At 60.4% G+C, this 20,323-nt stretch carries 17 protein-coding genes; 12 read left to right on the top strand and 5 right to left on the bottom strand.

The window, feature by feature from the left end; all coding sequences use genetic code 11:
• Positions 1-7: 7 nt before the first annotated feature.
• A complete protein-coding gene (locus PLU72_04030) occupies positions 8-1,468 on the top strand; it encodes a HAMP domain-containing sensor histidine kinase (GenBank protein ID HOT27335.1) in 1,461 nt (486 codons plus the stop codon).
• Complete coding sequence (locus PLU72_04025) at positions 1,465-2,874, top strand: sigma-54 dependent transcriptional regulator (protein HOT27334.1); 1,410 nt, start codon at positions 1,465-1,467, stop codon at positions 2,872-2,874. Before PLU72_04030 ends, PLU72_04025 begins: the two co-directional genes overlap by 4 nt.
• 63 nt (positions 2,875-2,937) lie before the next feature.
• On the opposite strand, the gene PLU72_04020 is transcribed toward PLU72_04025, so the two are convergent.
• The 5 genes from PLU72_04020 to PLU72_04000 form a co-directional block, all read right to left on the bottom strand.
• Entirely contained in the window at positions 2,938-3,570 is a 633-nt protein-coding gene (locus tag PLU72_04020; protein HOT27333.1) for a hypothetical protein, read from the bottom strand.
• 170 nt (positions 3,571-3,740) lie between these two features.
• Positions 3,741-4,487 (bottom strand): glycosyltransferase family 2 protein, encoded by a 747-nt coding sequence (locus tag PLU72_04015; GenBank protein ID HOT27332.1) that lies wholly within the window; start codon positions 4,485-4,487, stop codon positions 3,741-3,743.
• Between the two features lie 83 nt (positions 4,488-4,570).
• Positions 4,571-6,265 carry a hypothetical protein gene (locus PLU72_04010; protein ID HOT27331.1) on the bottom strand — a complete coding sequence of 565 codons (1,695 nt, stop codon included), beginning with the start codon at positions 6,263-6,265 and terminating at the stop codon, positions 4,571-4,573.
• A 22-nt stretch (positions 6,266-6,287) separates the two neighbouring features.
• On the bottom strand, positions 6,288-6,677 hold the full coding sequence (locus PLU72_04005; GenBank protein ID HOT27330.1) for a capsular biosynthesis protein: 390 nt from the start codon (positions 6,675-6,677) through the stop codon (positions 6,288-6,290).
• Positions 6,674-7,714, bottom strand: a complete 1,041-nt coding sequence (locus tag PLU72_04000) for a hypothetical protein (GenBank protein ID HOT27329.1) — start codon at positions 7,712-7,714, stop codon at positions 6,674-6,676. The genes PLU72_04005 and PLU72_04000 overlap by 4 nt, the downstream gene beginning before the upstream one ends.
• Before the next feature lie 201 nt (positions 7,715-7,915).
• Here PLU72_04000 and PLU72_03995 point away from each other — a divergent pair, with 201 nt between their 5' ends.
• The 10 genes from PLU72_03995 to PLU72_03950 all read left to right on the top strand — a co-directional run.
• Positions 7,916-9,478, top strand: coding sequence for a phosphodiester glycosidase family protein (locus PLU72_03995; protein ID HOT27328.1), 1,563 nt, complete (start codon positions 7,916-7,918; stop codon positions 9,476-9,478).
• Positions 9,453-11,339: a SpoIVB peptidase S55 domain-containing protein gene (locus PLU72_03990; GenBank protein ID HOT27327.1), complete on the top strand. Its 1,887-nt coding sequence runs from the start codon at positions 9,453-9,455 to the stop codon at positions 11,337-11,339. The genes PLU72_03995 and PLU72_03990 overlap by 26 nt, the downstream gene beginning before the upstream one ends.
• A gap of 3 nt (positions 11,340-11,342) precedes the next feature.
• Positions 11,343-12,134 carry an ABC transporter permease gene (locus PLU72_03985; protein HOT27326.1) on the top strand — a complete coding sequence of 264 codons (792 nt, stop codon included), beginning with the start codon at positions 11,343-11,345 and terminating at the stop codon, positions 12,132-12,134.
• Positions 12,131-12,877: an ABC transporter ATP-binding protein gene (locus PLU72_03980; protein ID HOT27325.1), complete on the top strand. Its 747-nt coding sequence runs from the start codon at positions 12,131-12,133 to the stop codon at positions 12,875-12,877. The genes PLU72_03985 and PLU72_03980 overlap by 4 nt, the downstream gene beginning before the upstream one ends.
• A 16-nt stretch (positions 12,878-12,893) precedes the next feature.
• Positions 12,894-14,276, top strand: coding sequence for an MlaD family protein (locus tag PLU72_03975; GenBank protein ID HOT27324.1), 1,383 nt, complete (start codon positions 12,894-12,896; stop codon positions 14,274-14,276).
• Between the two features lie 13 nt (positions 14,277-14,289).
• Positions 14,290-15,312 carry an asparaginase gene (locus tag PLU72_03970; GenBank protein ID HOT27323.1) on the top strand — a complete coding sequence of 341 codons (1,023 nt, stop codon included), beginning with the start codon at positions 14,290-14,292 and terminating at the stop codon, positions 15,310-15,312.
• Positions 15,309-16,880: a hypothetical protein gene (locus tag PLU72_03965; protein ID HOT27322.1), complete on the top strand. Its 1,572-nt coding sequence runs from the start codon at positions 15,309-15,311 to the stop codon at positions 16,878-16,880. The genes PLU72_03970 and PLU72_03965 overlap by 4 nt, the downstream gene beginning before the upstream one ends.
• A 4-nt stretch (positions 16,881-16,884) precedes the next feature.
• The gene (locus PLU72_03960; protein ID HOT27321.1) at positions 16,885-18,153 is read left to right on the top strand and encodes a hypothetical protein; all 1,269 of its coding nucleotides are present in this window, start codon (positions 16,885-16,887) and stop codon (positions 18,151-18,153) included.
• Between the two features lie 124 nt (positions 18,154-18,277).
• Entirely contained in the window at positions 18,278-19,666 is a 1,389-nt protein-coding gene (locus PLU72_03955) for a hypothetical protein (GenBank protein ID HOT27320.1), read from the top strand.
• 175 nt (positions 19,667-19,841) lie between these two features.
• Positions 19,842-20,323: purine-nucleoside phosphorylase (locus tag PLU72_03950; protein ID HOT27319.1), on the top strand; the 482-nt coding region annotated here is incomplete at its 3' end.

Raw genomic sequence — 20,323 nt, 5'->3', positions numbered from 1 at the left:
CGCCTCCATGCCGCGCCTGAGGCTGCTACCGAGATCGCTGTTCGGACGTCTGTTCGCGACGATGCTCGGAATCGCTTTCGCGCTTCTTCTCGTGTCGGCGGCTCTGCTATACAGGCAGTCGTTTGCTCTCCTGGACGACGAGGCCGGTCGGAACCTGGAAGCGATGGCGCGACGGCTGATGGCGGAATGGAACTCGCGTATTCGCGAGCAAACCGGGGGCGACTTGTCGTCCGATCTCGAACGACTGCTTTCCGCGGGAGGAACTGCGGCCTGGATCAACAACGTATACTGGGTGGAGTTCCGTGATCACAGCCCGCGGTTCGTTGCGTCGTATTCCGTGAAAATGCCCGGGGAGACGGACCTCCTGCCTCCCTCCATCGAGGACGTCGACGACCTGATCGAGGACGGCATGTTTGCGCTCGAGGAGGGACGCGCGTTCTTTCCAGATCCGGGGATGCTGAACGTGGCGCGCAGGTGCAAGATCGTGCTGGTTCCCCGCCTCGATCGCGACGGGATCCTGAGCGGCGTCGTGGGCGTCGAGGCAGACCTCAGGTATATGGAGTTGTTCGGGGTGATCGGGCGTGCGGCCGTTTCCGCGTTGCTGTGGGCCGTTCCCCTGTGTGTCGTTGCCGCCATGTTCCTCGCCGGAAGCGTGTCGCGCAGGGTCGGCATGCTGGTGACGAGCCTCGAGCGCATCGGCAGGAATGAGCCGCCGACTTCCGAACCTCTCGGAATCTTCGAGCTCGACCGGCTTCGCGAAGGGTTGTGCCGATTGTACGAGCGCCTGTCCGAGCGCGAGACGCAATTGCGAAACATCCACGCGGAGAGGATCCGCGAACTCGCGCTCATGGGAAGCGCCATCGCCCACGAGGTGCGGAATCCGCTCTCAGCCATCGGGATGCACCTAGGGTTGTTGAAGCGAAAATACCTGCCAGAGGGCGCCGATGCCGAGCCGTTCAAGGAAATCCAGGGACAACTGGAACAGCTGAAAATCCTCGTGGACAGGTTCCTGGGCTATTCGCGCGACGTGAAGCCCGTGCGTGAGCGGTTCCGGCCTGCGGACCTTCTCCGTGACGCAATTTCCGCGAGAGTGCCCACGGGCGGCCGGGTCGATATCCGGTGTCCTGAGGTCGAGGTCGAGGGTGATATCATGATGTGGCGGCAGATCGCCGAAAATCTGATCGACAATGCCGTTTCCGCATGTTATCCGAAGCCCGTTGAAATGAATATAGACATATATCGTAAAAATGATATGGTATGCTTCTCGTTCGCCGACGCCGGCCCCGGAGTTCCTCAGGAGCTCGTGCCAAGGCTGTTCACGCCGTTCGCGACGGGCAGACCCGGCGGGCACGGGATCGGCCTTGCCCTCGTGCGGAAATTCGTGGAGGCCCATGATGGGTCGATACGGTATGAATCGGCCCCCGGCGGAGGGGCTGCATTCCTCATCGAGGTGCCGGTCAGGACATGAACATTCTCGTCGTCGACGATAACCGCTCGCTCGTCAAAGGTCTCTGCACCTTTCTGGGGCAGGAAGGCCATGCCGCCGTTCCCGTCGGAACGATCGCCGAGGCCCGTTCCGAGATCGCCGCGCGGCCGTTCGATCTGGTCATCACCGATCTGAAACTCCCCGACGGCGAAGGGCTCGAGGTGATCCGCGCCGCCCGCGAAGCCGAGAAACCCGCCGAAGTCATCCTCATGACGGCGTTCAGCACCATCGAAACGGCCGTCGCCGCGATGAAACTCGGCGCGCTCGATTACCTCACCAAGCCGGTGCCGCTCGAGGAGTTCGCCTTTCGGATCGCGCGCGTCGCCGAACGCCGACGATCGGCCGAACAGGCCGACACGCTCAAGAGAGCCAACGCCGCGTGGCGGGCTATCGAGGGGCTCGAGGACCCCCTGGCGACGATGGTCGGCGAATCGGACGGCATGAAAACCGTGAAAGGCCTGATACGCAAGGCGGCGGTTTTTCCCTCGACGGTCCTGCTGTGCGGCGAAACCGGCACGGGAAAAGAAGTGGCGGCCCGGGCCATCCACGGCCTTTCGCCGTGGGCTGAGGGGCCGTTCGTGCGCGTCAACTGCGCCTCGATCCCGGCCACGCTGTTCGAGTCCGAACTGTTCGGACACGAGAAGGGGGCCTTCACCGACGCCCGGGAAAAGCGGATAGGGAGATTCGAAGCGGCCCGCGGCGGCACGCTGTTTCTCGACGAAGTCGGCGAAGTTCCGCTCGAGCTCCAGTCGAAGCTTCTGAGGGCTCTCCAGGAAAAGGAAATCGTGCGCGTCGGCGGTTCGAAGCCGATCAGGATCGAGGCCCGCATCGTGGCGGCCACGAACCGGGATCTGGAATCCATGGCCGTCCGGGGAGAATTTCGCGAGGATCTGCTCTACCGGCTTGCCGTCGTCCGGATAACCATGCCGCCGCTCCGGGAGCGCCCCGATGACATAACGCTCCTGCTCGAACACCTCCTGGGCCAATTCAGGCGGGAATTCGGCAGGCCCGGGCTCAGGCTCGATCCTGCCCTGCTGCCCATCCTGCGCGCCCACCGCTGGAGAGGAAACATCCGGGAACTGCGCAACGCCATCGAGCGTGCCGCCGTCATGGCCGAATCGGACCTCATGGGGCCTCGGGACTTCGGGATCGCTTCGATCGAAACCGGCGCGCCGTCGGCGGAACAGTCTTCACCCGCTCCCGTGTCTCCGGACAGCGGTCTGACCGAAGCCCTGGAAGTCGTCGAACGCCGCATGATTCTCGAGGCGCTCGAACGGTCCGGCGGGGTCAAGAGCAAGGCAGCCGAAGAGCTGAAGATTCCGAGGACGAACCTGCTGTATCGCATGAAAAGGCTTGGCATCGCCGGGTCCGACGATAATCACGGCTGAAGAGAAACCGGGCCCGGCCTTGGCGGCCGGACCCGGCGATACGCGAACCTTGCTCGAGCGCGATCAGTTGAACTTGGCCAGGACTTTCTGGTAGGTGTCGTCGAGTTTCTTCTGAACCTCCGCCGAAATCTTCGTGATCTCCGCGGAAATATCCTTCTGAGCGGACTCGAACGCCGACATGACCTTTGCCTTGTCCGCATCATTCAGATGCGCGATCCGCTGCTGGAATTTTTCGCGGCGCTGCGTGGCGCGCTGTTCGAACTGCTCTCGGCGTTTCGTAATGCGGGCCTTGAGTTCCTCATACCGCTTGGTGATCTTTTCCTTGGCCTGGGCCGAACGATCGGCGGTTCCGCTGGCGACGCCTTCCGAAGCCCGCTTGTTGCGACGCTCGGCAAGACGGTCGGCACGCGATTCCAGCTTTTCGAGACGTTCGGGAAGCTTCGCGAGACGTTCTCCGATGCGGCCGAGAATTTTTTCCTTCATCTTCCCGATCCGCTCGATGATCTGGTCGGCGGTCATCTTCTCGCGGTTTTTGAGCCCCTTGCGAAGCCCCTGCCCCTCATCCGCCGGCCCGATCATCTCGGTGTCGTCGTCCTTCCCCATGTCGCCGCCCGTCGCCGCCGCCGGCTGGGCATACGCAGCCGCGCTCAACGAAAAAAGACCTGCCATCAACAGCATCGTCCAGAATTTCTTCATATTCTCCTCCTGAATTGTTGTGCTTGATGCGGACACGATGAATAACGCATCCGGCATGCCAGGGCGAAAAATCCTGCGACGATCGATGCTTTGAGGATGCCGTCGAGCAGGGACGTCAAAAAGAGGACGTTCCGTGGTCCTGGCGCGTCAAAAAGTTGACGCGTTGTCGCTCACTGCTGAGAGGCGGCCGGCTCATTCCTGAAGGCGTCTACTTCTTCCGGTGTTCCCAATGCGTGGACTCTTGAAAAAGGAATCTCGTGGATGCGGACGATGCGGCCCTGGCTGATCAGGTGATTGTACAGAGGAGCAACATATCTTTCGCCCCGCTCGAGATGTTCGGGGATAGAATAGTATTCGGTGTATATACTTTCGTAGAGGGTAGCGGACGAAAACCAGTAGAATCCGATGGTCGCATGCGGCGACACGCGCACTTTTTCGCGGACTTCCACCGCTTCGCCGCGGTCATTCGTCCTGACGAAACTCCAGCCGTCCCCCTTTCCAGGAAAACAGGGAATCCATCCGTCGCAGGCTGGAACGTCCCGCGGGAGGAACAGGGGCTCGACGAACGTGTCGATGTTGTAGATGGAGATCGGAAGAGCCGGATTTTCGATGCCCGGAAACGCGCGCATGGCGGTCGTCGCCTGGCCGTCCGTGGGCGCGTCCAGTTCGACCAGAAGATGGTCGGCAATCCCGAGATCCCGGCAGGATTGCTCGATGAATCGGCCGGCCCGGTCCTCCGCCCGTGCGATGAAGTGAAAGCGGACATCCCCGCCGAACCAGTTGCGAAGGCTTTCCATCGCCCATGAAAAGAGCGTCCGTTCCCTGACGACGATCTGATACTTGGGAACCGTGTAGCCTGCCTGTCGAAATCTCATGCCCAGGCCGGCCATGGTGACGATCATGTGGTGTGCAGGCATATGCCCTCCCGATATCATGTGTGAAATAGTAAAAAATATATTATTACGACGGTGAGCGCTCGAACCGTTCTTGTCTCTTGACGTCAACGGATGACGCGGGGGCGCGCATCGATTCCGTCAAGCGTTTTCTGGAAAAGCAGAAGTCCTTGGGCAAGAAACGCTTCCTGCGAATCGAAACGGTCGGCATGCAGAGGAACCATACTCAGGAACAGCAGACACTCGATGAAGCGGACCGTCGCCAGGTCTTTCGGCCAGCCGCGCTGCAACCATGCGGAAAAGAGGGCTTTGACCTCTCGCTGGCGGGAATTCAGATGCGGCGCGAAGCGATACTCGCCTTGTTCCCAGGCGTGGTCGAAAAGACCGTTCACGAGAAAGTCGTAATCCCCCTCGAAACTGTGGGCGAGCTTGGCGAGATCGTATCTGCGGTCTCCGTAGAGTTCGATTTCGCCGAATTTGCCGCGCGGATCGATGAGCCGGAGGATGGTGTTCCGCTGGTCGAACAGGATATTGCTGAGACAGAGATCGCCATGAATGAGGGAAAAGCGGGTCCTATTATAGAGGCTGATATTCTCCGCTACCTCCGATAACCGGTTCAACACCGACGGGAGTCCGGCGCAGCTGACTCCGTTGATGACGACCGTATCGGTGCAAAAGCCGGCGAAGGCGGGATCGCTCGGCAGGTTCTGGAGCCTTTCTCTCGTTTTCCCTTCGTACATTTCCCGCATGGCCCTGACCAGGACATCCGGACTTGAAGGGACGAAGGAATACTCTTCGAAATCCTGCAGCAGGCGGCCCAGGGCGATGAGAATCTGGTTCCAGGTGCTGATGGAACAGTCCCCAAACAGATACAGATCGTTGAGGGCCGGATACCCGTAGAACTCCATTTCGACGAACGGGTTTCCGACATGCAGGTTGTAGTCGAAAACGCGGGGAGCAACGTGCTGGAGACCTTTGGGCAGTTTCAGATACCACGTTATCTCCTCGATGAACTTCTTGGCGTGAGCGCTTGTTTTGCGCAGGATGCCGCGATCCTGGTCGATGCAGATGTGGTTGAAGAACCGCCGGCCGAGGAAAAACTGTTTCTTGGTCTTGTAATAGGTGTCCAGATGCCCGAAATCACCCCAATTGTCGATACGCTGAAACTCCTTCTCGCCGGAGGGAAGCCTGTTGAAATAGGCTACCAGCGCCCTGTAAAAGGGATCCAGTTGATGGGGATGCGCGTCGGCCAGTTGCTGCCTGAGTTCTTCGACGAAATCTCCGATGCGGCCGATCGAAAACGCGCCTATGAAGATCATCCAGTCCTGGGAGGGGCCTTCCTTGTCCGTATCCTTTTCGCGGATATCGCGAATGTTCTTCCGCTCATCGATCTTGAACGTCGTCCAACGAAAGGTGTCCGGAAGACTCGCGTATCCCACGGCGTTCGCCGCCGCGAGCGGGGTGTCGATAAACGTGTCGGCGAAATTGATGACCAGTTTTTCCGGCAGAGCGGGGAGTTTCTGAATAGCTGTAAATATTGTGTCGCCCAGGCTTCGCGTCAAGCCCACGTCCACCGCCTCGGCATGAAGGTCGGGATGGCGTTCCAGAAATCCGGAGACATGATCCGCCCCTTCGTGAACCGCAACCAGAACTTCGTATCCCGCCTTCACATACGGCTCTGCGATGTGCTGGAGAGCCGGCCTGCTGCCCAGCGGGACCATGCCGGACGCGATGCGCCCGAACTCCGTCTGAAGTTCGGGTGGAACGAAGCGGGCACTTGGAAGCAGGAGCAGATGTTTCACGATCGTTTTTTCCTGGCGGAGTTCAGGGAGTTCTTCCCAGCAGCGCCTGAATCTCTTCGTAGCTCAACCGGAGGAATTCGTCGGGGCGGATGGTCTGATCGTCGACGTAAAATCCCCCCTTGCCGGACCACGGCTTCCCCAAGTGGATTTCGTCATACGGGATGGCATGGCGGTCGAGCCATTCCATGGTGAATTTCCCGGTGTTTGCGACGATCAGACCCACGTTTCCGTCATAGGTCTGCATGTTCCGGGCGCTATAAAGAATGATATAGAATCCTCGCTCCTTGTATTCCCGAAGTTTGGCAACCACGTCCGGATAGGGTACAAGGTCGGAATACGACTGGTCGGGTTTTTTGACAGGGCAAAGCGTCCCGTCGATGTCGATGACGATGCAGCGTTCTCTGCAGATCACGAAATTGCTCCTTGTGCCGTGGGTGTTCCGAATGCCTCCGCTCGATCTTTCTCGAGAAGCGAACGAATGAAACGCCGTAACGGGTGATTCAGATACCGCTCGACCCGCTTGACCCCGTAGAGATGCCCGACATCGTAAGACGTTGAAGGATCGATGTCCAGAGCGGATTTTACCGCCGGCTTCTCGAGTGACCCTTTCCGATATATCTGCAGGAAGGCCCGAGCGAGCTTTTTCGCCTCACCGAGGGCTTTTTTATACCATTCCCCCGGCGAAGGGGGAATATACCCCGTTCTTCGGTAGTTTCTGTAAGCTTCTTTCAACGTCGCCTTCGAGAGAGTCTGACTTCGGATCAGTTCCACGACTTCGGGAACGATCTCGGGAAGGCCGATGAGCTCGCTGAAGACATACGGTCGCCCTATCCGGTTCGCAAGTTTTGCCGCGAGGGTGGGGTAATAGGTTTCCACCCGCTCGTAGTTCTCCGCCGGGACCGAGAAGTCGTAATGGCGATCGATGACGTCGACGATTTCCTGAAACATCTCCCTCCGGTAGAAGGTTCCCTCTGCTTGTGACGTCAGGATCTCCGACACGCCGAAATGCCTGCGGATATTTCGAAACGCTTCATCGCGAAAAACGCGGGGAGCAGCCACCCATGTTGAGTCAGGGGAGAGGACTCCCAGACCGCAGGCGGCGTCCAGATCTTTCATCCAGTCCGTTGCCCCACGCCTGACGAGCAGGTCGTTGCTCGAGTGGATGATGAAATGATCGAACTCGACCTTCCCGGCGGCAAAACGGAAGTTCGAATTATGAACATGGACGAAACTTCCCCAGCGCGACCATGTCGGCAGATGGTCGGGATTGACCAGGACGCCGTCCAGTTCGGTGAAATCCCGCTTGAACAGCCCCCAGAACGGCCAGACAAAGTTTCCGCTGACATGGAGAACGATCCAGGCATCCGGAAGGTAAAACCGGATATTGCGTATCTGATCGAGAATTACGTCCGGCTGTTCGTGAACCGGAATGGATACGCAGGCCTTCATGAAAATTGCCGCCTCGTTTCACGCTGAATGAAAAACAACGCTTGTGATGACGTGAGAAATATAGCAGGAACGGCATTTCCATGACAACTGAGGGAAATGCCGCGGAGCGTTTTTCGGCCGTCACATCCTGTATCTCACCTCGTTCGGCAAATCTGCCGATAGCAGATGTGAATAATCCTCGGACGAAAGGGGGTGGGGCCGGTGAAAGACTCCCTCAAGCTGTTCATGGGACTGTTGCTCCTCGGGCAATTGTTCCTGGTTGGGGCCGCCTCGAAAGACCAGGGAAAGAGCTCGGGGCCGTCGGAGAAGGCCGTCGTCGTCGCCATGTCCCCCATTGCGTCCGAAACGGCTCCCATCGAAGAAAAGAAGAGGGCTCCAAAACCGCCGATGACCGCGGCCGTGCCGTCGGAAGAGAAGCCTCTCAGGAAGCCTGTAACCCTCCTGGGCGTGACGCATCGTGCCGACGAGCCTTATCAGGCTCTGGACTTCGATTTTTCCGGCTCCATGTCTTTACAGGTGCCGACGAGATTAGGAAAACTCCTTCGCGTCCGCATCTCTCCGCCTCTGACGCCGATCGTCCCCGAAACGGAACGCAGCATCTCTGCGTTGTTCGAGTCGTTCCGCTATTTCAGCGCCCCGACCTATACGGAACTCGTTTTTGCAGGGAAGGGCGGATTCGGTGACCCCATCCTTGCCACGGGGCCGGTCGGCCTTCCGCGCCTGACGATTTTGTTCCGCGCCGGCGAAGGCGAGTTCCCCCTCGCGGGCGGTGAACAGCTGGCTCCCGGGGTGGTGTATTACACCGACCGTACGGCCACGAAAGCCGGCCCGGCCGACGCGCATATCCTCAGGGTCGATCCGCTGGCGAAGAATCTCGCCGTCTTCCCCGTCCTTGCGAATGAAGGGATCTGCCAGAAGGAGATTCTCTCCTCCATGGCGAAGCGCTACAAGGCGGTAGCCGGCATCAATGCCGCGTATTTCACCCACAACGGAGACCCGATCGGAACCCTGATCATCGATCGGCGCCTCATCAGTTCGCCGCTCTATGCGCGATCGGTGTTCGGCCTCGCACGCTCCGGCCAGCCTCTGTTCGGCAACCCGGATTTTTCGGGCACTCTCAGGATCGGCGGCCTCGCCGTTCCGATCGATGCCGTCAATCAGCCTCGGAACGGCGATCAGCTTGTGGTGTATACGCCGGAATATGCCCGCAGCACGCTGACGGACGAGGCTGGGGTCGAACTCGCCCTGATCAAGGGGCGGGTGATCGGTATCCATAAGGCCGACACGCTCATCCCGCCCGACGGCGTCGTGGTGTCGGCCGGCGGCGAAAAAGCCCGCTTGCTCGCGGGGGTCAGGCTGGCCCAGATGGTCAACCTCGACTATCAGGTCCTTCCCCCGTGGAGCGACGTTCAACACGCGGTCTGCGGCGGTCCGCGCCTGATGACGGACGGGCGCATCGACATCAACGGCCATGCCGAGAAGTTCGATGCTTCCATCCGGAACGGGCGGCATCCGAGGACGGCCGTCGCGCTCACAGCTACCGGAGATCTGCTGTTCATCGTCGTGGACGGGCGATCGAAACGCAGCGCCGGGATGACCCTGGCCGAACTGGCCGCCTATATCAAAAAACTCGGCGGATTACGCGCCATCAATCTCGATGGCGGCGGCTCCTCGTCAATGTTCATCCGTGACCGGATCGTGAACAGGCCCTCGGATGGAAAGGAACGGCCCATTTCCAATGGCATACTCGTTACGACACGCTGACGCGCGTTCCCTGCTCTCCTGCCGGCTGCTCGTGCTGCTGGCTGTTTTTGCCGTTATCGGCTCTCAGGGGATCGCGGCAGAGGAGATGTTGCTGCTCAGGGATCTGAAGGTCGGGATGAAAGGAATCGGCAAGACCGTTATCCACGGCCGGGAAATCGAAACCTTCAACGTCGAAGTGATGGGCATTCTCGCGAACAACAAGATCAACGAGAATGTCCTGATCAGCGGAAAGTCGATCCTGGTGCGCGTCGCCGGGAAAGTGATCGACGACGCCGGCGGCATCGCCGCCGGCATGAGCGGCAGCCCGATTTACATCAACAACAAGCTCGTCGGCGGCCTCAGTTCCGGGTGGGTCATGACCGATCACACCGTCGGACTCGTCACGCCGATCGAGGAGATGCTCGAAATCTGGGATTATCCCCTGATGACCAGCCGATCAGCCGATCCGGACGCCCCGGTACGCTGGAGTTGCTCCGAACCGATCCGCTTAGGCGGCAGAGAGATCCGGAGCATCATCGAGTGTGACGATCCCGAATCGCTTGGAAGGGATGTCGCCCAGGACGAAGCCGTGTTCATGCGCGCGGCGGCCCCCGTCGTCATTCAGGGACTGTGTGAGAAAGCCGTCGGCGTTTTGAACGGTCGGAACAGGAAATTCAAGATGGTGCCGGTGCCGGCGGGCGTGGGTCCGTTGCCCTCCCTGCCGGCAATCCCGAGCCAGGCTTCGGGCGCTTCCGGCATCTCCGATCCTCTCGAGCCCGGCTCGGCGATCGGCGTGCAGCTCGCTCGCGGCGACATCAATCTGACGACGCTCGGAACCCTCACATATCGCGATGGGAAGCGGATTCTGGGGTTCGCCCACCCCTTCATGAAGAAGGGGAACGTTTCGTTCCTGATGACGGGAGCGCATATCTATCACTGTTTCTCGAGCGTCGAAATGCCCTTCAAGATCGGCGCGCCGACCGACGTGCTCGGCATCATCACCCAGGATCGGGAAAAGGGCATCGCGGGCGAGGTCGGCCGCTTTCCCGCCATGATCCCGATCCAGATCGATGTGACGGACAAGGATCTCAAGCGAACGAGAAGCATCAATTTCCAGATCGTGCGCGATCCGGAAGTGCTGACCTCCGTTCTGGAATCGACCCTCGTTCAATCTATAGAGGGAGTTATAGATCGCGGCGGCGAAGGCACGGCGCTGATGGGGATCGCCCTCGAATGCACCGGCAGTTCCGGCCAGAAATACAATCTGCGCCGGGAGAACCTTTTTTACTCGCGGGACGACATCGTCGGATCGCTGATCGAAGAGGTGACCGGCTTGTTTGATACCCTGACCGGCAACGAGCTCGAAGAAGTCTGGCCGACCCGCCTGATGCTCAAAATCGAAGTCGAGAAGCGGCGCCGCACGATGACGGTCGAGAAGGTCGAGGTGAAGAACACCTCGATCACACCAGGCGGCATGCTCGAGGTGTGGGTCTCGATGCGGCCATACCGTGAAAAGAGCGTTGTTCGGAAAGTGCGGCTGCCGATTCCCCTCGAAATCGGCAAGGAGAATCTCACGCTGACCGTGTACGGGCTCACGATGAACCGGACGGACGAGGGCGTGTCGTCCGACGCACCGTCGAAAGACAGTGGCAAGACGGGTCGCGAGAAGGTCCGGCTCGAGGAGGCGGCGCATGACACCTTCGAAAGCTCGATTCGCTCCTGGGTGAGCGCACCGCGCAACTCGGATCTGGTGTTTCAGCTCGCCGTGGAGGGCGACGAATCGAAAAAAGTGAAGATCGACGGCAGAGACTTTCTCACCGAATCGACCAATCTGGTCGTGCTGGGACGGGTCGACAGCACGATCACCCTGAGCGAGGACTGAACCGTGATCCTTGTAAACCTGGCTCGCAGCTTCGTTGAACTGTTCGGGAACCTGTCGCTCCTGTTCCTCCAGTCGCTGTACTGGACGTTTCACAGCCTGCGGAACGGCAGATTCGGATTCGGCAATCTCATCGAGCAGATGTCCAGGATCGGCGTCGACTCGCTGCCGATGGTCATGATCACCGGCTTTTCGACGGGCGCCGTTCTCGTCGTCCAGATCGGGTATCAATTCACCCAGCTCGGCGCCGAGCGATACGTCGGCGGGGTCGTCAGTCTCGCGATGGCCCGCGAACTTGCGCCGATTCTCACCTCGATCGTCGTCGCGGGCCGCGTCGGATCGGCCATCGCGGCCGAGCTCGGCACCATGAAGATCACCGAGCAGATCGACGCGCTCGAGACGATGGCGACCAATCCCGTCGATTATCTCGTCGTGCCGCGGTTCTGGGGCTGCACGATCATGCTGTTCATGCTGACGATCTTCACGAACATCGTCGGCGCGATCGGCGGCTCGATCGTCGCGGTCTACCAGATCGGCCAGACTCTGACCACCTTCAGCGACTCGATCCTCCAGAATCTCAAGATCTACGACCTGATGGGCGGCCTGTTCAAAGCGATGGTGTTCGGCGCCCTGATCGGCATCATCGGCTGCTACAAGGGGTTCACGACCGAAGGCGGCGCCGAGGGCGTCGGCAAGAGCACCACGGGCGCCGTCGTGCTCGCGATCATGTTCATCCTCGCCGTCAACTACTTCCTGACCGTCGGCATCAATAATTTCAACATGGCATACCTGCAATGATCATCATCTCGAACCTGTCGAAAGCGTTCGGTCCCAAACGGGTGCTGAGCGGAATAAATCTAAAGATATACAAAGGCGAGTCGCTCGTGATTCTCGGCCCGTCGGGATGCGGCAAAAGCGTGCTCCTCAAGCATATCATCGGCCTGCTCAAGCCTGACGAGGGCCAGGTGCTCATCGACGGCGAGGACATCACGAACTTCAGCCAGATGCGCCTCGACGCTCTGCGTATGCGCATGGGCATGCTGTTCCAGTCGGCCGCCCTGTTCGACTCGCTCACGGTCGAGGAGAACATCGCGTTCGGCCTTCGCAAGCACACGAACCTCTCGAATCTCGCGATTCACCACATCGTCTCGGAAAAACTCGAGATGGTGGGATTGCCGGGTTCCAACAACCTCATGCCGAGCGAACTCTCGGGCGGCATGCGCAAGCGCGTCGGCCTCGCCCGCGCCATCGCGATGGAACCGGAGATCATTCTCTACGACGAGCCCACGACCGGTCTCGATCCGATCATGACGTCGGCGATCGACGAACTGCACCTCAGCCTGAAGAAACGACTGGGCGTCACCTCGATCGTCGTCACGCACGACCTCGGCTCCGCCTATCGGGTCTGCGACCGTCTGGCGCTGCATTACGGCGGCAAGATCGTCGCCATCGGCACGAAGGAAGAGATCATCAATTCCCCCGATCCTGTTGTCCAGCAATTCATCCGCGGCGAAGCCAAGGGTCCCATGACGCTCCTGTGAAGGCGAGGAAACAGCAATGAACTCAACATTCAAAGTCGGAATCATCACTCTCATCGCCACCTTCCTGCTGGTGTACATGGTGTTCATCATCGGGGACATCCAGCTGACGGAGCGCGGCTATCGCTTCTACGTGACCTTTTACTCGGTCAACGGCCTGAGTACCGGGGCTTCCGTCTCGATGGCCGGCGTCAAGATCGGCAAGGTCGAGACCATCGAGATTCGCGACGACCAGGTCGTCGTCAAGTGCTATATCCGTGAAAAACGCCATCGGATCCGGAATCGCAATACCTTCACGATCGGAACCGCCGGCCTGATGGGCGAAAAATTCATCGAAATCGTGCCGACCCGCGACCAGTCGGCCCCCTATGTCCAAAACGAAAGCGTCGTCGAGGGAACCGACCCGACACGCATGGAGGAACTGTTCGAGCAGGGAAACGAGCTGCTCAAGAAACTGCAGAGCCTGACCGCCTCGGCCAAGGATATCGTCGGCGATCCGGAACTGAAGCAGAGCACCCGCGCGATCTTCAAGAACGCCGAAACCGCCTCCAAAAACGTCAACAAGATCATCGAGTCGGTGCAGGATCGCACCGACAGGATCGTCGAGCATCTCGAGAACGTCCTCCGCAAGGTGGACGAGGAGGTCGACGCCAACCGCCAGTCGATCCGCGACATCGTGAACAACATGAAGGACTTCAGCAAGCGCATCGGCGAGATCTCGAGCGAAAACAGGGAAAGCCTCAAGGAAATCGTCGACAACGTGAAGACCGTGTCCGACCGCCTCGACAAGATGATCGAGGAACTCAACCGTGATCAGAAGCTGACGAACGACGTGAAGTCGACGGTCGAGTCGCTGCGCAAGGCCAGCGAAAACGCCAAGGAGATCACCCGCGAGGTGAAGGAGATCGTCACCGAGAAGGATATCCGCAGCAAGATCAAGACGGGCCTCGACGACGCGCACAAGATCGCCCAGGCCGTCGACAAGGTGTTTCTGAATATCAAGCAGACCCGCATCGACTTCAAGTATTTGCTTAGATATAATAAAGAAGAAGACACCTTCTTCAGCGACATCATGGTCGACATCTGGCCGAGCGAAAAGAGTTTCTACCGCGTCGGCGTCGAAGACATCGGCGGGGATCCGCTGTTCAACCTGATGGTCGCCCGCGACCCGCAACAGCGGCTGATCAAGCGTGCCGGCGTCATCAGCTCGAAGGTCGGCCTCGGTGTCGACTACCAGTGGGCGCAGGACATCAACTACAGCCTCGACGTTATCGACACCCGCGATCCGACCGTGCGCTTCACGAGCGGGTATGCGATCCGGCCGGGACTGAAGTTCCAGCTGCGGGTCGACGACGTGACCGACAAGAAGGACGTGAACTTCGCGATCGAATACAAGTTCTGACGAAGGGCGAGCCATGACCCTACTGAAAACGGACGGAAAGCCGCGTATCCTGATCGTCTCCACGGGAGGCACGATCACGATGGTGCGCGGGAGCGACGGCGGTCTCGCTCCGTGCTCCGATGCCGGAATGCTGCTGAACAAGGTACCCGAACTGCGGCAACTGGCGGAGATCGAGGTGCTTCCGCTGGTGAATCTCGACTCTACGAACCTCCAGCCCGCGTTCTGGCTGGATCTCGCGAAGGCGATCTACCGGCGGCTCGACGCGTGCGACGGCGTCGTGATCACGCACGGTACCGATACGCTCTGCTACACGGCCTCGGCCCTTGCGTTCATGCTGCAGGAACTGCCGAAGCCCGTCGTGATGACCGGTTCGCAGGTCCCTCTCGACGAGATCGGATCCGACGGTCGGGCGAACCTGATCAATGCTGTGCGCGTCGCGTGCGGCGACGTGGCGGAGGTGCTGGTCGTGTTCGGGGCGCTGGTGATCCGGGCGGCCCGGGCCAAAAAAACCTCGGCGTTCGATATGCAGGCGTTTACATCGGTGAATGCCCCTCCGGTGGGCACGATCGGCCTGACGATCCGAATGGACGACGGGCTACGCATGCGCGGAAAGCGCCGGGCCCTGCTGAGGGCGTTTTTGAATCCGGACGTGGCGATGCTCCCGGTGTATCCGGGCCTGAAGCCCGAGGTCGTGTCGCATCTCGTCGCGACCCACGCGGGACTCGTTCTCGAGGGATACGGCGCAGGGCATATTCCGAACGCGGAAGGGGCGTCCCTGGTTCCCGCGATCGCCGAAGCGACGGCGCGGCGCGTTCCCGTCGTCGTCTGCACCCAGTGCCTCGTCGGTTCGACCGAAATGGAACTGTACCAGGTCGGCAGGTCCGCGCTCCTGGCGGGGGCGATCCCGGCCATGGACATGACGCCTGAAACGGCCCTCGTCAAGCTCATGTGGGTGCTTGGCCAGACGGACGATCCGGCGACCGTCGGATCGCTCATGCAGAAGGCTTTTGCAGGAGAACTTCACGAGATCGCATGAACGGACGACGATGCCCCGAATGCGGGAATGAACTGCAGCGGCAGGCGGTGTTCTGCACGACCTGCGGAAGGGATCTCGCGTCGCTTCTCGATACCCGTCGTCACCGGACGCTGCTGTTCGGCACTCCCGTTTCGCTGGTGATCCTCGGAATCATGCTTGCCTGGGATATCGGCTGGGAGTCCCCGCTCGAATCCGGGGCCGACCTGGGCATGATTCTGGCTCTCGTCTACATCGGCGGCGCCGTAGGCCTATGGCTGGCCGCCGCGACTTCAGGCAGAGCTCCCGACATGATCTCGGCCTGGCGGGGAGGCGTCTATGCCGTTTCTCTGCTTCCGGTGACCGTCCTGATCGGAATGACTCTCGAACAGGCTATTCTTGGCAACGGACACCCCGGCATTACCCTTGCCGACGAACCGTATCTGATGCTGGGAATCGAGTTCTGCATATTTATAGCGTTCTATATTGCCGGTGTCGTCGGAGGTGTGAGTCGCCTTTCTCGGACGGAGATGCCGCCGATCGGGTTTCTTCCGGCGGCGGCCGATGGCGGCGAGCGCTCCCCGGGGCGCCAGGTCCCCTCGGGTTCTGCCGACGAAGGGCTGGCCGCGCTGATCGGGTATGGCAACGGCGTCGGCGCCTCGAGCCGGTCGCCGGGGATGGCCCGCCTGCTGGGGCTTGCCCTTTGTCTGGCTGCCCTGGGACTGGCGATACTCCCGGCTTCATCGAGGCTCGTCGTCCAGGCCCGGATCGCCGTGCTTCTCGGCCGGCACGAACGTGCGCTCGCCTGGACCAGGGACGCGCTGGCGAGAAGTCCTCAGGATGCCTCGGCCCATCATCTGCATGGGCTTCTACTGCTGGCCCGCGGGCGAGATGCCGACGAAAAGGCGGCAGGACTCGAGCATCTCCGGAAGGCGGTCCGGGCCGAGCCCCGGGCGGCCAGATACCATCTGGCGCTGGGCATGGAGCTGAACGGTCTCGGGCTCGCTTCCGAGGCTGTCCAGGCGGCATCGGAGGCCGTGAAACGGCATCCGGGCGAATATCGGCTGTGGATGCTGCTCGCCGACATTCTCACGTCCCAGGACAGGCGGAACGAGGCCGTCGACGCCTACAGAAAGGCGGTCGATCTCGAACCGCAGGATCCCGTTCTGCTGAACAACCTGGCGTTCACCCTTCTCGAACTCGATCGGGAGCCTGCGTTTGCGCTCGAGCTGGCCAAAAAATCCGTCGATCTCCAGCCCGGGTACGTCTTCAACCTGGACACGCTTGCCTGGGCTCTTCACAAGAACGGCCGATCGAATGAGGCCCTCGAAGTCATGTTTCGGATCAGGGAATCGGTGGCGACCCCCTCCGCGGAAATCGAGTTCCACAACGCCGTCATCTGTCGGGAAATGAACCTGCTCGATGCGCCGCGCGCCGTGTTCGAACGCATCGCGGCGCGACCGGACGCGAACGCCGTTCCCGGGCTGAAACGGCAGATCGAAGCGGTCCTCGCGACGTTGCCCGCGCAGGCGGAGGCCGCCGCAGGCCAGGCTTCGTCCACGGCGGCGCCGGCCGGCGCCGAAGGGCGGTGACGACATGAAACGTGCGTGCGGACTGATGCTTCTGATTGCCTCGGCCCTGCTGCTGTGGACGGGAAACGGGGAAGCCGCGCTCAACATCGACACGAGCTACGCAGGCCGGTATCGCGGCACCCCGCAGTATGAGAAGATGCTCGCGGATCTGCCGTTCGTGTATCAGGAAGCCCTCCAGAAGATCAAACGCTCGCTCGGCGTCCCCGTTCCGGACCGCCTCGAGGTGATCGTCGTGTTTTCGGACGAACTGACCCACAACGGCCTCAGGCTGCGGGGAAAGAGGCGTTCTGTCCAGTCCGCCGGCCGCAGGATCCTGCATTATATCTATCTCGATCTCGAATTCCTTGTCACCGGCCAGGCGACGCTGATCGAGGAGATGACCCACGAGTTGACGCATGCCGTCATGGCAGACGTCACCGGCCTTGCCACCTACGAGGGAATGCCGATGTGGATCAAGGAAGGGACGGCCGTGCATGCCGCCGACCAGGGGCTGGCCCGGATCAAGGCGCTGATGCGACGGGGATTCAGCCTGGCCCAGTTCAGCAACGAGGATGAAAGCGACGACGGCAATCCGATATCGCTGGAGCGATACGTCGAAAACTATTTGAAGGTGCAGTTCCTCCTGAAAACCTTCGGGAACGAGGCCCTGCACCGGTTCATCAACAGGCTTCTCGAAAGCGGGGACGTGGCGGCCGAACTCGATTCGTGCTTCAACGGCCTCTCGGAAGAGGTCATGACGAAGTATGCTAAAGATTATATAACGAAGACCCTCGTCGCGAACGCGCGGCCGAAACACGCCCGCGACCAGTTCCTTCAGGGCGTGAAATTCTTCGAGGAGGGCGAGTATCTCTCGGCTCGCCTCGCTCTCAACGATGCGCTCTACGGCGGCCTGAGCGAGGACGAGTTCCAGAAGGCCGCGTTCCTGCTGGCCGAGTGCTACATCCAGGAGCGGAACCCGCAGGCGGCGTTCACGTTCCTGCAGCGCGTTCGCCCGGATCCGAAGCGCATTCCCGTAGACCGATACCGGTTTCTGAACGCCTACACGCAATATGCGATGGGCCAGACGACCGAGGCGTATTTCGGCTTCAGATCCGCATTCGAGGGAACGAACAACGTCGCCGTGAAGGAGGGAGCTCTGTATTACCTGATCCGCATTCTGATCGAAGTCGGCAATCTCGAGGAGGCGAACCGCGTGCTGACGCACCTCCGGAGCGCCTTTCCCCGGAGCGCGTACGTGCCGCTGGCTGATGCCGTGTATGCGGCGGCCCGATGAAAATGTGGTGATAAATATAAATGCATAAGTATGCAAAATGTTCCGGCGCATGTCGTCTTCGTGCCATGAGGACAACGGAACATTCGGTGCCTGATATAAATAACGATGGATGTGAGGAAGACGCATGCTGAAAAAACTGGTGATTCGAATGATGGCTGTCGTGGTGATCGCGTCCGGGATCTCCGCGTGCTTCGCCCAGGGAGCCGGCCGGGCATACGAGGAGGCGATCAAGAGCCGCGCGACGGGAACCATCGAGGAAGTGACGGCGAAATTCATGGAAGCCGCGGAGCAAACTTCGGACAAGACGCAGAAAGGCTTCGTGCTGTCGAGCCTCGCCGAATTCCTGATGGAAAAAGAGGAATGGGCGTCGGCGGCGAATGTCTACCAGCGGGTGATGCGCGAGGGGGCCGACGCCAACATCCCCGGCGCCTGTTATGGAGCCGCACAGGCCTGGGTGATGATGGGCAATCATGACCATGCCAAAAAACTCTGCAAAATGCTGAAAGCGAAATATCCCGCGAGCGGCATCGAGGAGTTCGCCAACCAGATGAAAGCGGATGCGCCCGACAGCGTTCATGCGCTGCTGGCCGAGTATCTGGCGGAGTTTGAGGGAGTGACGGGAGAGGACGTCGATGTGACGGCCCTTCCGGGGGAGAAAGAGCCGGTGGCGGAAGTTCCTGCCCCGGGGGAGCCGGCGCCGGCTGCCGCTTCGACGAGCGAACCCGCTCCGGCCGTCCCGGTCGCCTCAGCTGCGGAACCGGTCGCAGAAGAGACTGCCGAGGCGGTTGTGGAAGAAAAAGGCGTGAGCGGGCAGCCCCGGATAACGCTTCAGTTTCGCGGATGGCAAAGCGATCTGTCCGGAAGAATGGAATCGAGAGGGATGAACCTGGATCTGGCGGATGAGACGAGCATCGACGAGCAGAACCGGTTCGCGATGAAGGCGGCCTGGAATATATCCAGGAGGAACCAGCTCCGGTTCGATTACATGCATTTCGATCACAGCGGCTTCCTGAAAAAGAACATGACGTTCGACAACCTCAATTACGGGTTCGGCGCGTTGCTGAATATCGAGGCGCGGTTCTTCGACGCCGGATTCGCTCGTCTGATCAGGGAAACCGGGGATGTGGCGTGGCGGATCCTGTTCGGCGGAAAGATGAGTCATGCGTTCATGCATGTCGAACAGCGGGTTTCCGGCGGTTTCAGGTCCGGCGAACTGAGCCAGGACTTCCCGATCCCGTACGTCGGCTTCGAAGGCCATGGAAAGATCAATGCGAACGCCGCCTTCAACGCGTCCCTGAAATACTTCACGGTGGAGCAGGGTGACACGGCGGGCGATCTGACCGATCTCGACATGGCTTTTCTGATCGGCCGGGATTACGCGAAGATGCCCTCCGAAACCGAGTGGTACGGCTCTCTCGGCTATCGATATTTCCTCCTTCGGGGGAGAACGGCCGATGAGACGGTGAAGGTCAGCTACGCGGGCCCCACGTTCGGCGTCGAAAGCAGGTTCTGAAGCTCAGGGGTGCTGAAAGGCGACGCCCCGGGCGGCAGTCGGTCAGACCGGTTGCCGCCCGGGGCGTTTTCCGTCGAAAACGGGCTGCCGCGCCCCGGCGCCGTTTGACAGTCCGGAATGGCCGTGTTAGGCTTCGGGTCTCGATTTGAACGAACTTTTCGACGCGGGGGAAGGTATGAAGACCAAACTGGAACAGGCTCTTGCGATGCTTCGCGGGAGGATCGCGACGCCGCCGGCCGTGGCCGTCGTGCTCGGCTCGGGACTGGGAAAATTCGCCGAAAAGGTCGAAGATCCGGTCGTGGTCGAGTATCGAGACATCCCGCATTTCCCCGTATCGACCGTGAAAGGCCACTCGGGCCGCCTCGTCTGCGGCCGCGTCGGCGGAAAGCAAGTCGCCGTCATGCAGGGCCGGTTCCATTACTACGAAGGTTACAGCATGGCCGAGGTCACCTTCCCGATCCGCGTTCTTCGAGGACTGGGGTGCGCCGACCTGATCATCACCAACGCCTCCGGCGGCCTGAACCGGACCTTCTCGGTCGGCGACCTGATGGTCATGACCGATCATATCAACCACATGGGCGACAACCCCCTTCGCGGAAAGAACGACGACAGCGTCGGGCCGCGGTTCCCGCCGATGCAGGGCGTATACACGCCGGA

The organism is Candidatus Ozemobacteraceae bacterium (genome assembly GCA_035373905.1).
Classification (GTDB): domain Bacteria; phylum Muiribacteriota; class Ozemobacteria; order Ozemobacterales; family Ozemobacteraceae; genus MWAR01.
This window is presented reverse-complemented; position numbering and strand designations above follow the sequence as displayed.

What these genes read in the sequence shown, in the direction of transcription:
- PLU72_04000 (HOT27329.1), bottom strand. Translation starts at nt 7,714, where the DNA reads ATGAAGGCCTGCGTATCCATTCCGGTTCACGAACAGCCGGACGTAATT.
- PLU72_03990 (HOT27327.1), top strand. Translation starts at nt 9,453, where the DNA reads ATGGCATACTCGTTACGACACGCTGACGCGCGTTCCCTGCTCTCCTGC.
- PLU72_03965 (HOT27322.1), top strand. Translation starts at nt 15,309, where the DNA reads ATGAACGGACGACGATGCCCCGAATGCGGGAATGAACTGCAGCGGCAG.
- PLU72_03980 (HOT27325.1), top strand. Translation starts at nt 12,131, where the DNA reads ATGATCATCATCTCGAACCTGTCGAAAGCGTTCGGTCCCAAACGGGTG.
- PLU72_03970 (HOT27323.1), top strand. Translation starts at nt 14,290, where the DNA reads ATGACCCTACTGAAAACGGACGGAAAGCCGCGTATCCTGATCGTCTCC.
- PLU72_04025 (HOT27334.1), top strand. Translation starts at nt 1,465, where the DNA reads ATGAACATTCTCGTCGTCGACGATAACCGCTCGCTCGTCAAAGGTCTC.
- PLU72_04015 (HOT27332.1), bottom strand. Translation starts at nt 4,487, where the DNA reads ATGCCTGCACACCACATGATCGTCACCATGGCCGGCCTGGGCATGAGA.
- PLU72_04030 (HOT27335.1), top strand. Translation starts at nt 8, where the DNA reads ATGCCGCGCCTGAGGCTGCTACCGAGATCGCTGTTCGGACGTCTGTTC.
- PLU72_03960 (HOT27321.1), top strand. Translation starts at nt 16,885, where the DNA reads ATGAAACGTGCGTGCGGACTGATGCTTCTGATTGCCTCGGCCCTGCTG.
- PLU72_03975 (HOT27324.1), top strand. Translation starts at nt 12,894, where the DNA reads ATGAACTCAACATTCAAAGTCGGAATCATCACTCTCATCGCCACCTTC.
- PLU72_04020 (HOT27333.1), bottom strand. Translation starts at nt 3,570, where the DNA reads ATGAAGAAATTCTGGACGATGCTGTTGATGGCAGGTCTTTTTTCGTTG.
- PLU72_03955 (HOT27320.1), top strand. Translation starts at nt 18,278, where the DNA reads ATGCTGAAAAAACTGGTGATTCGAATGATGGCTGTCGTGGTGATCGCG.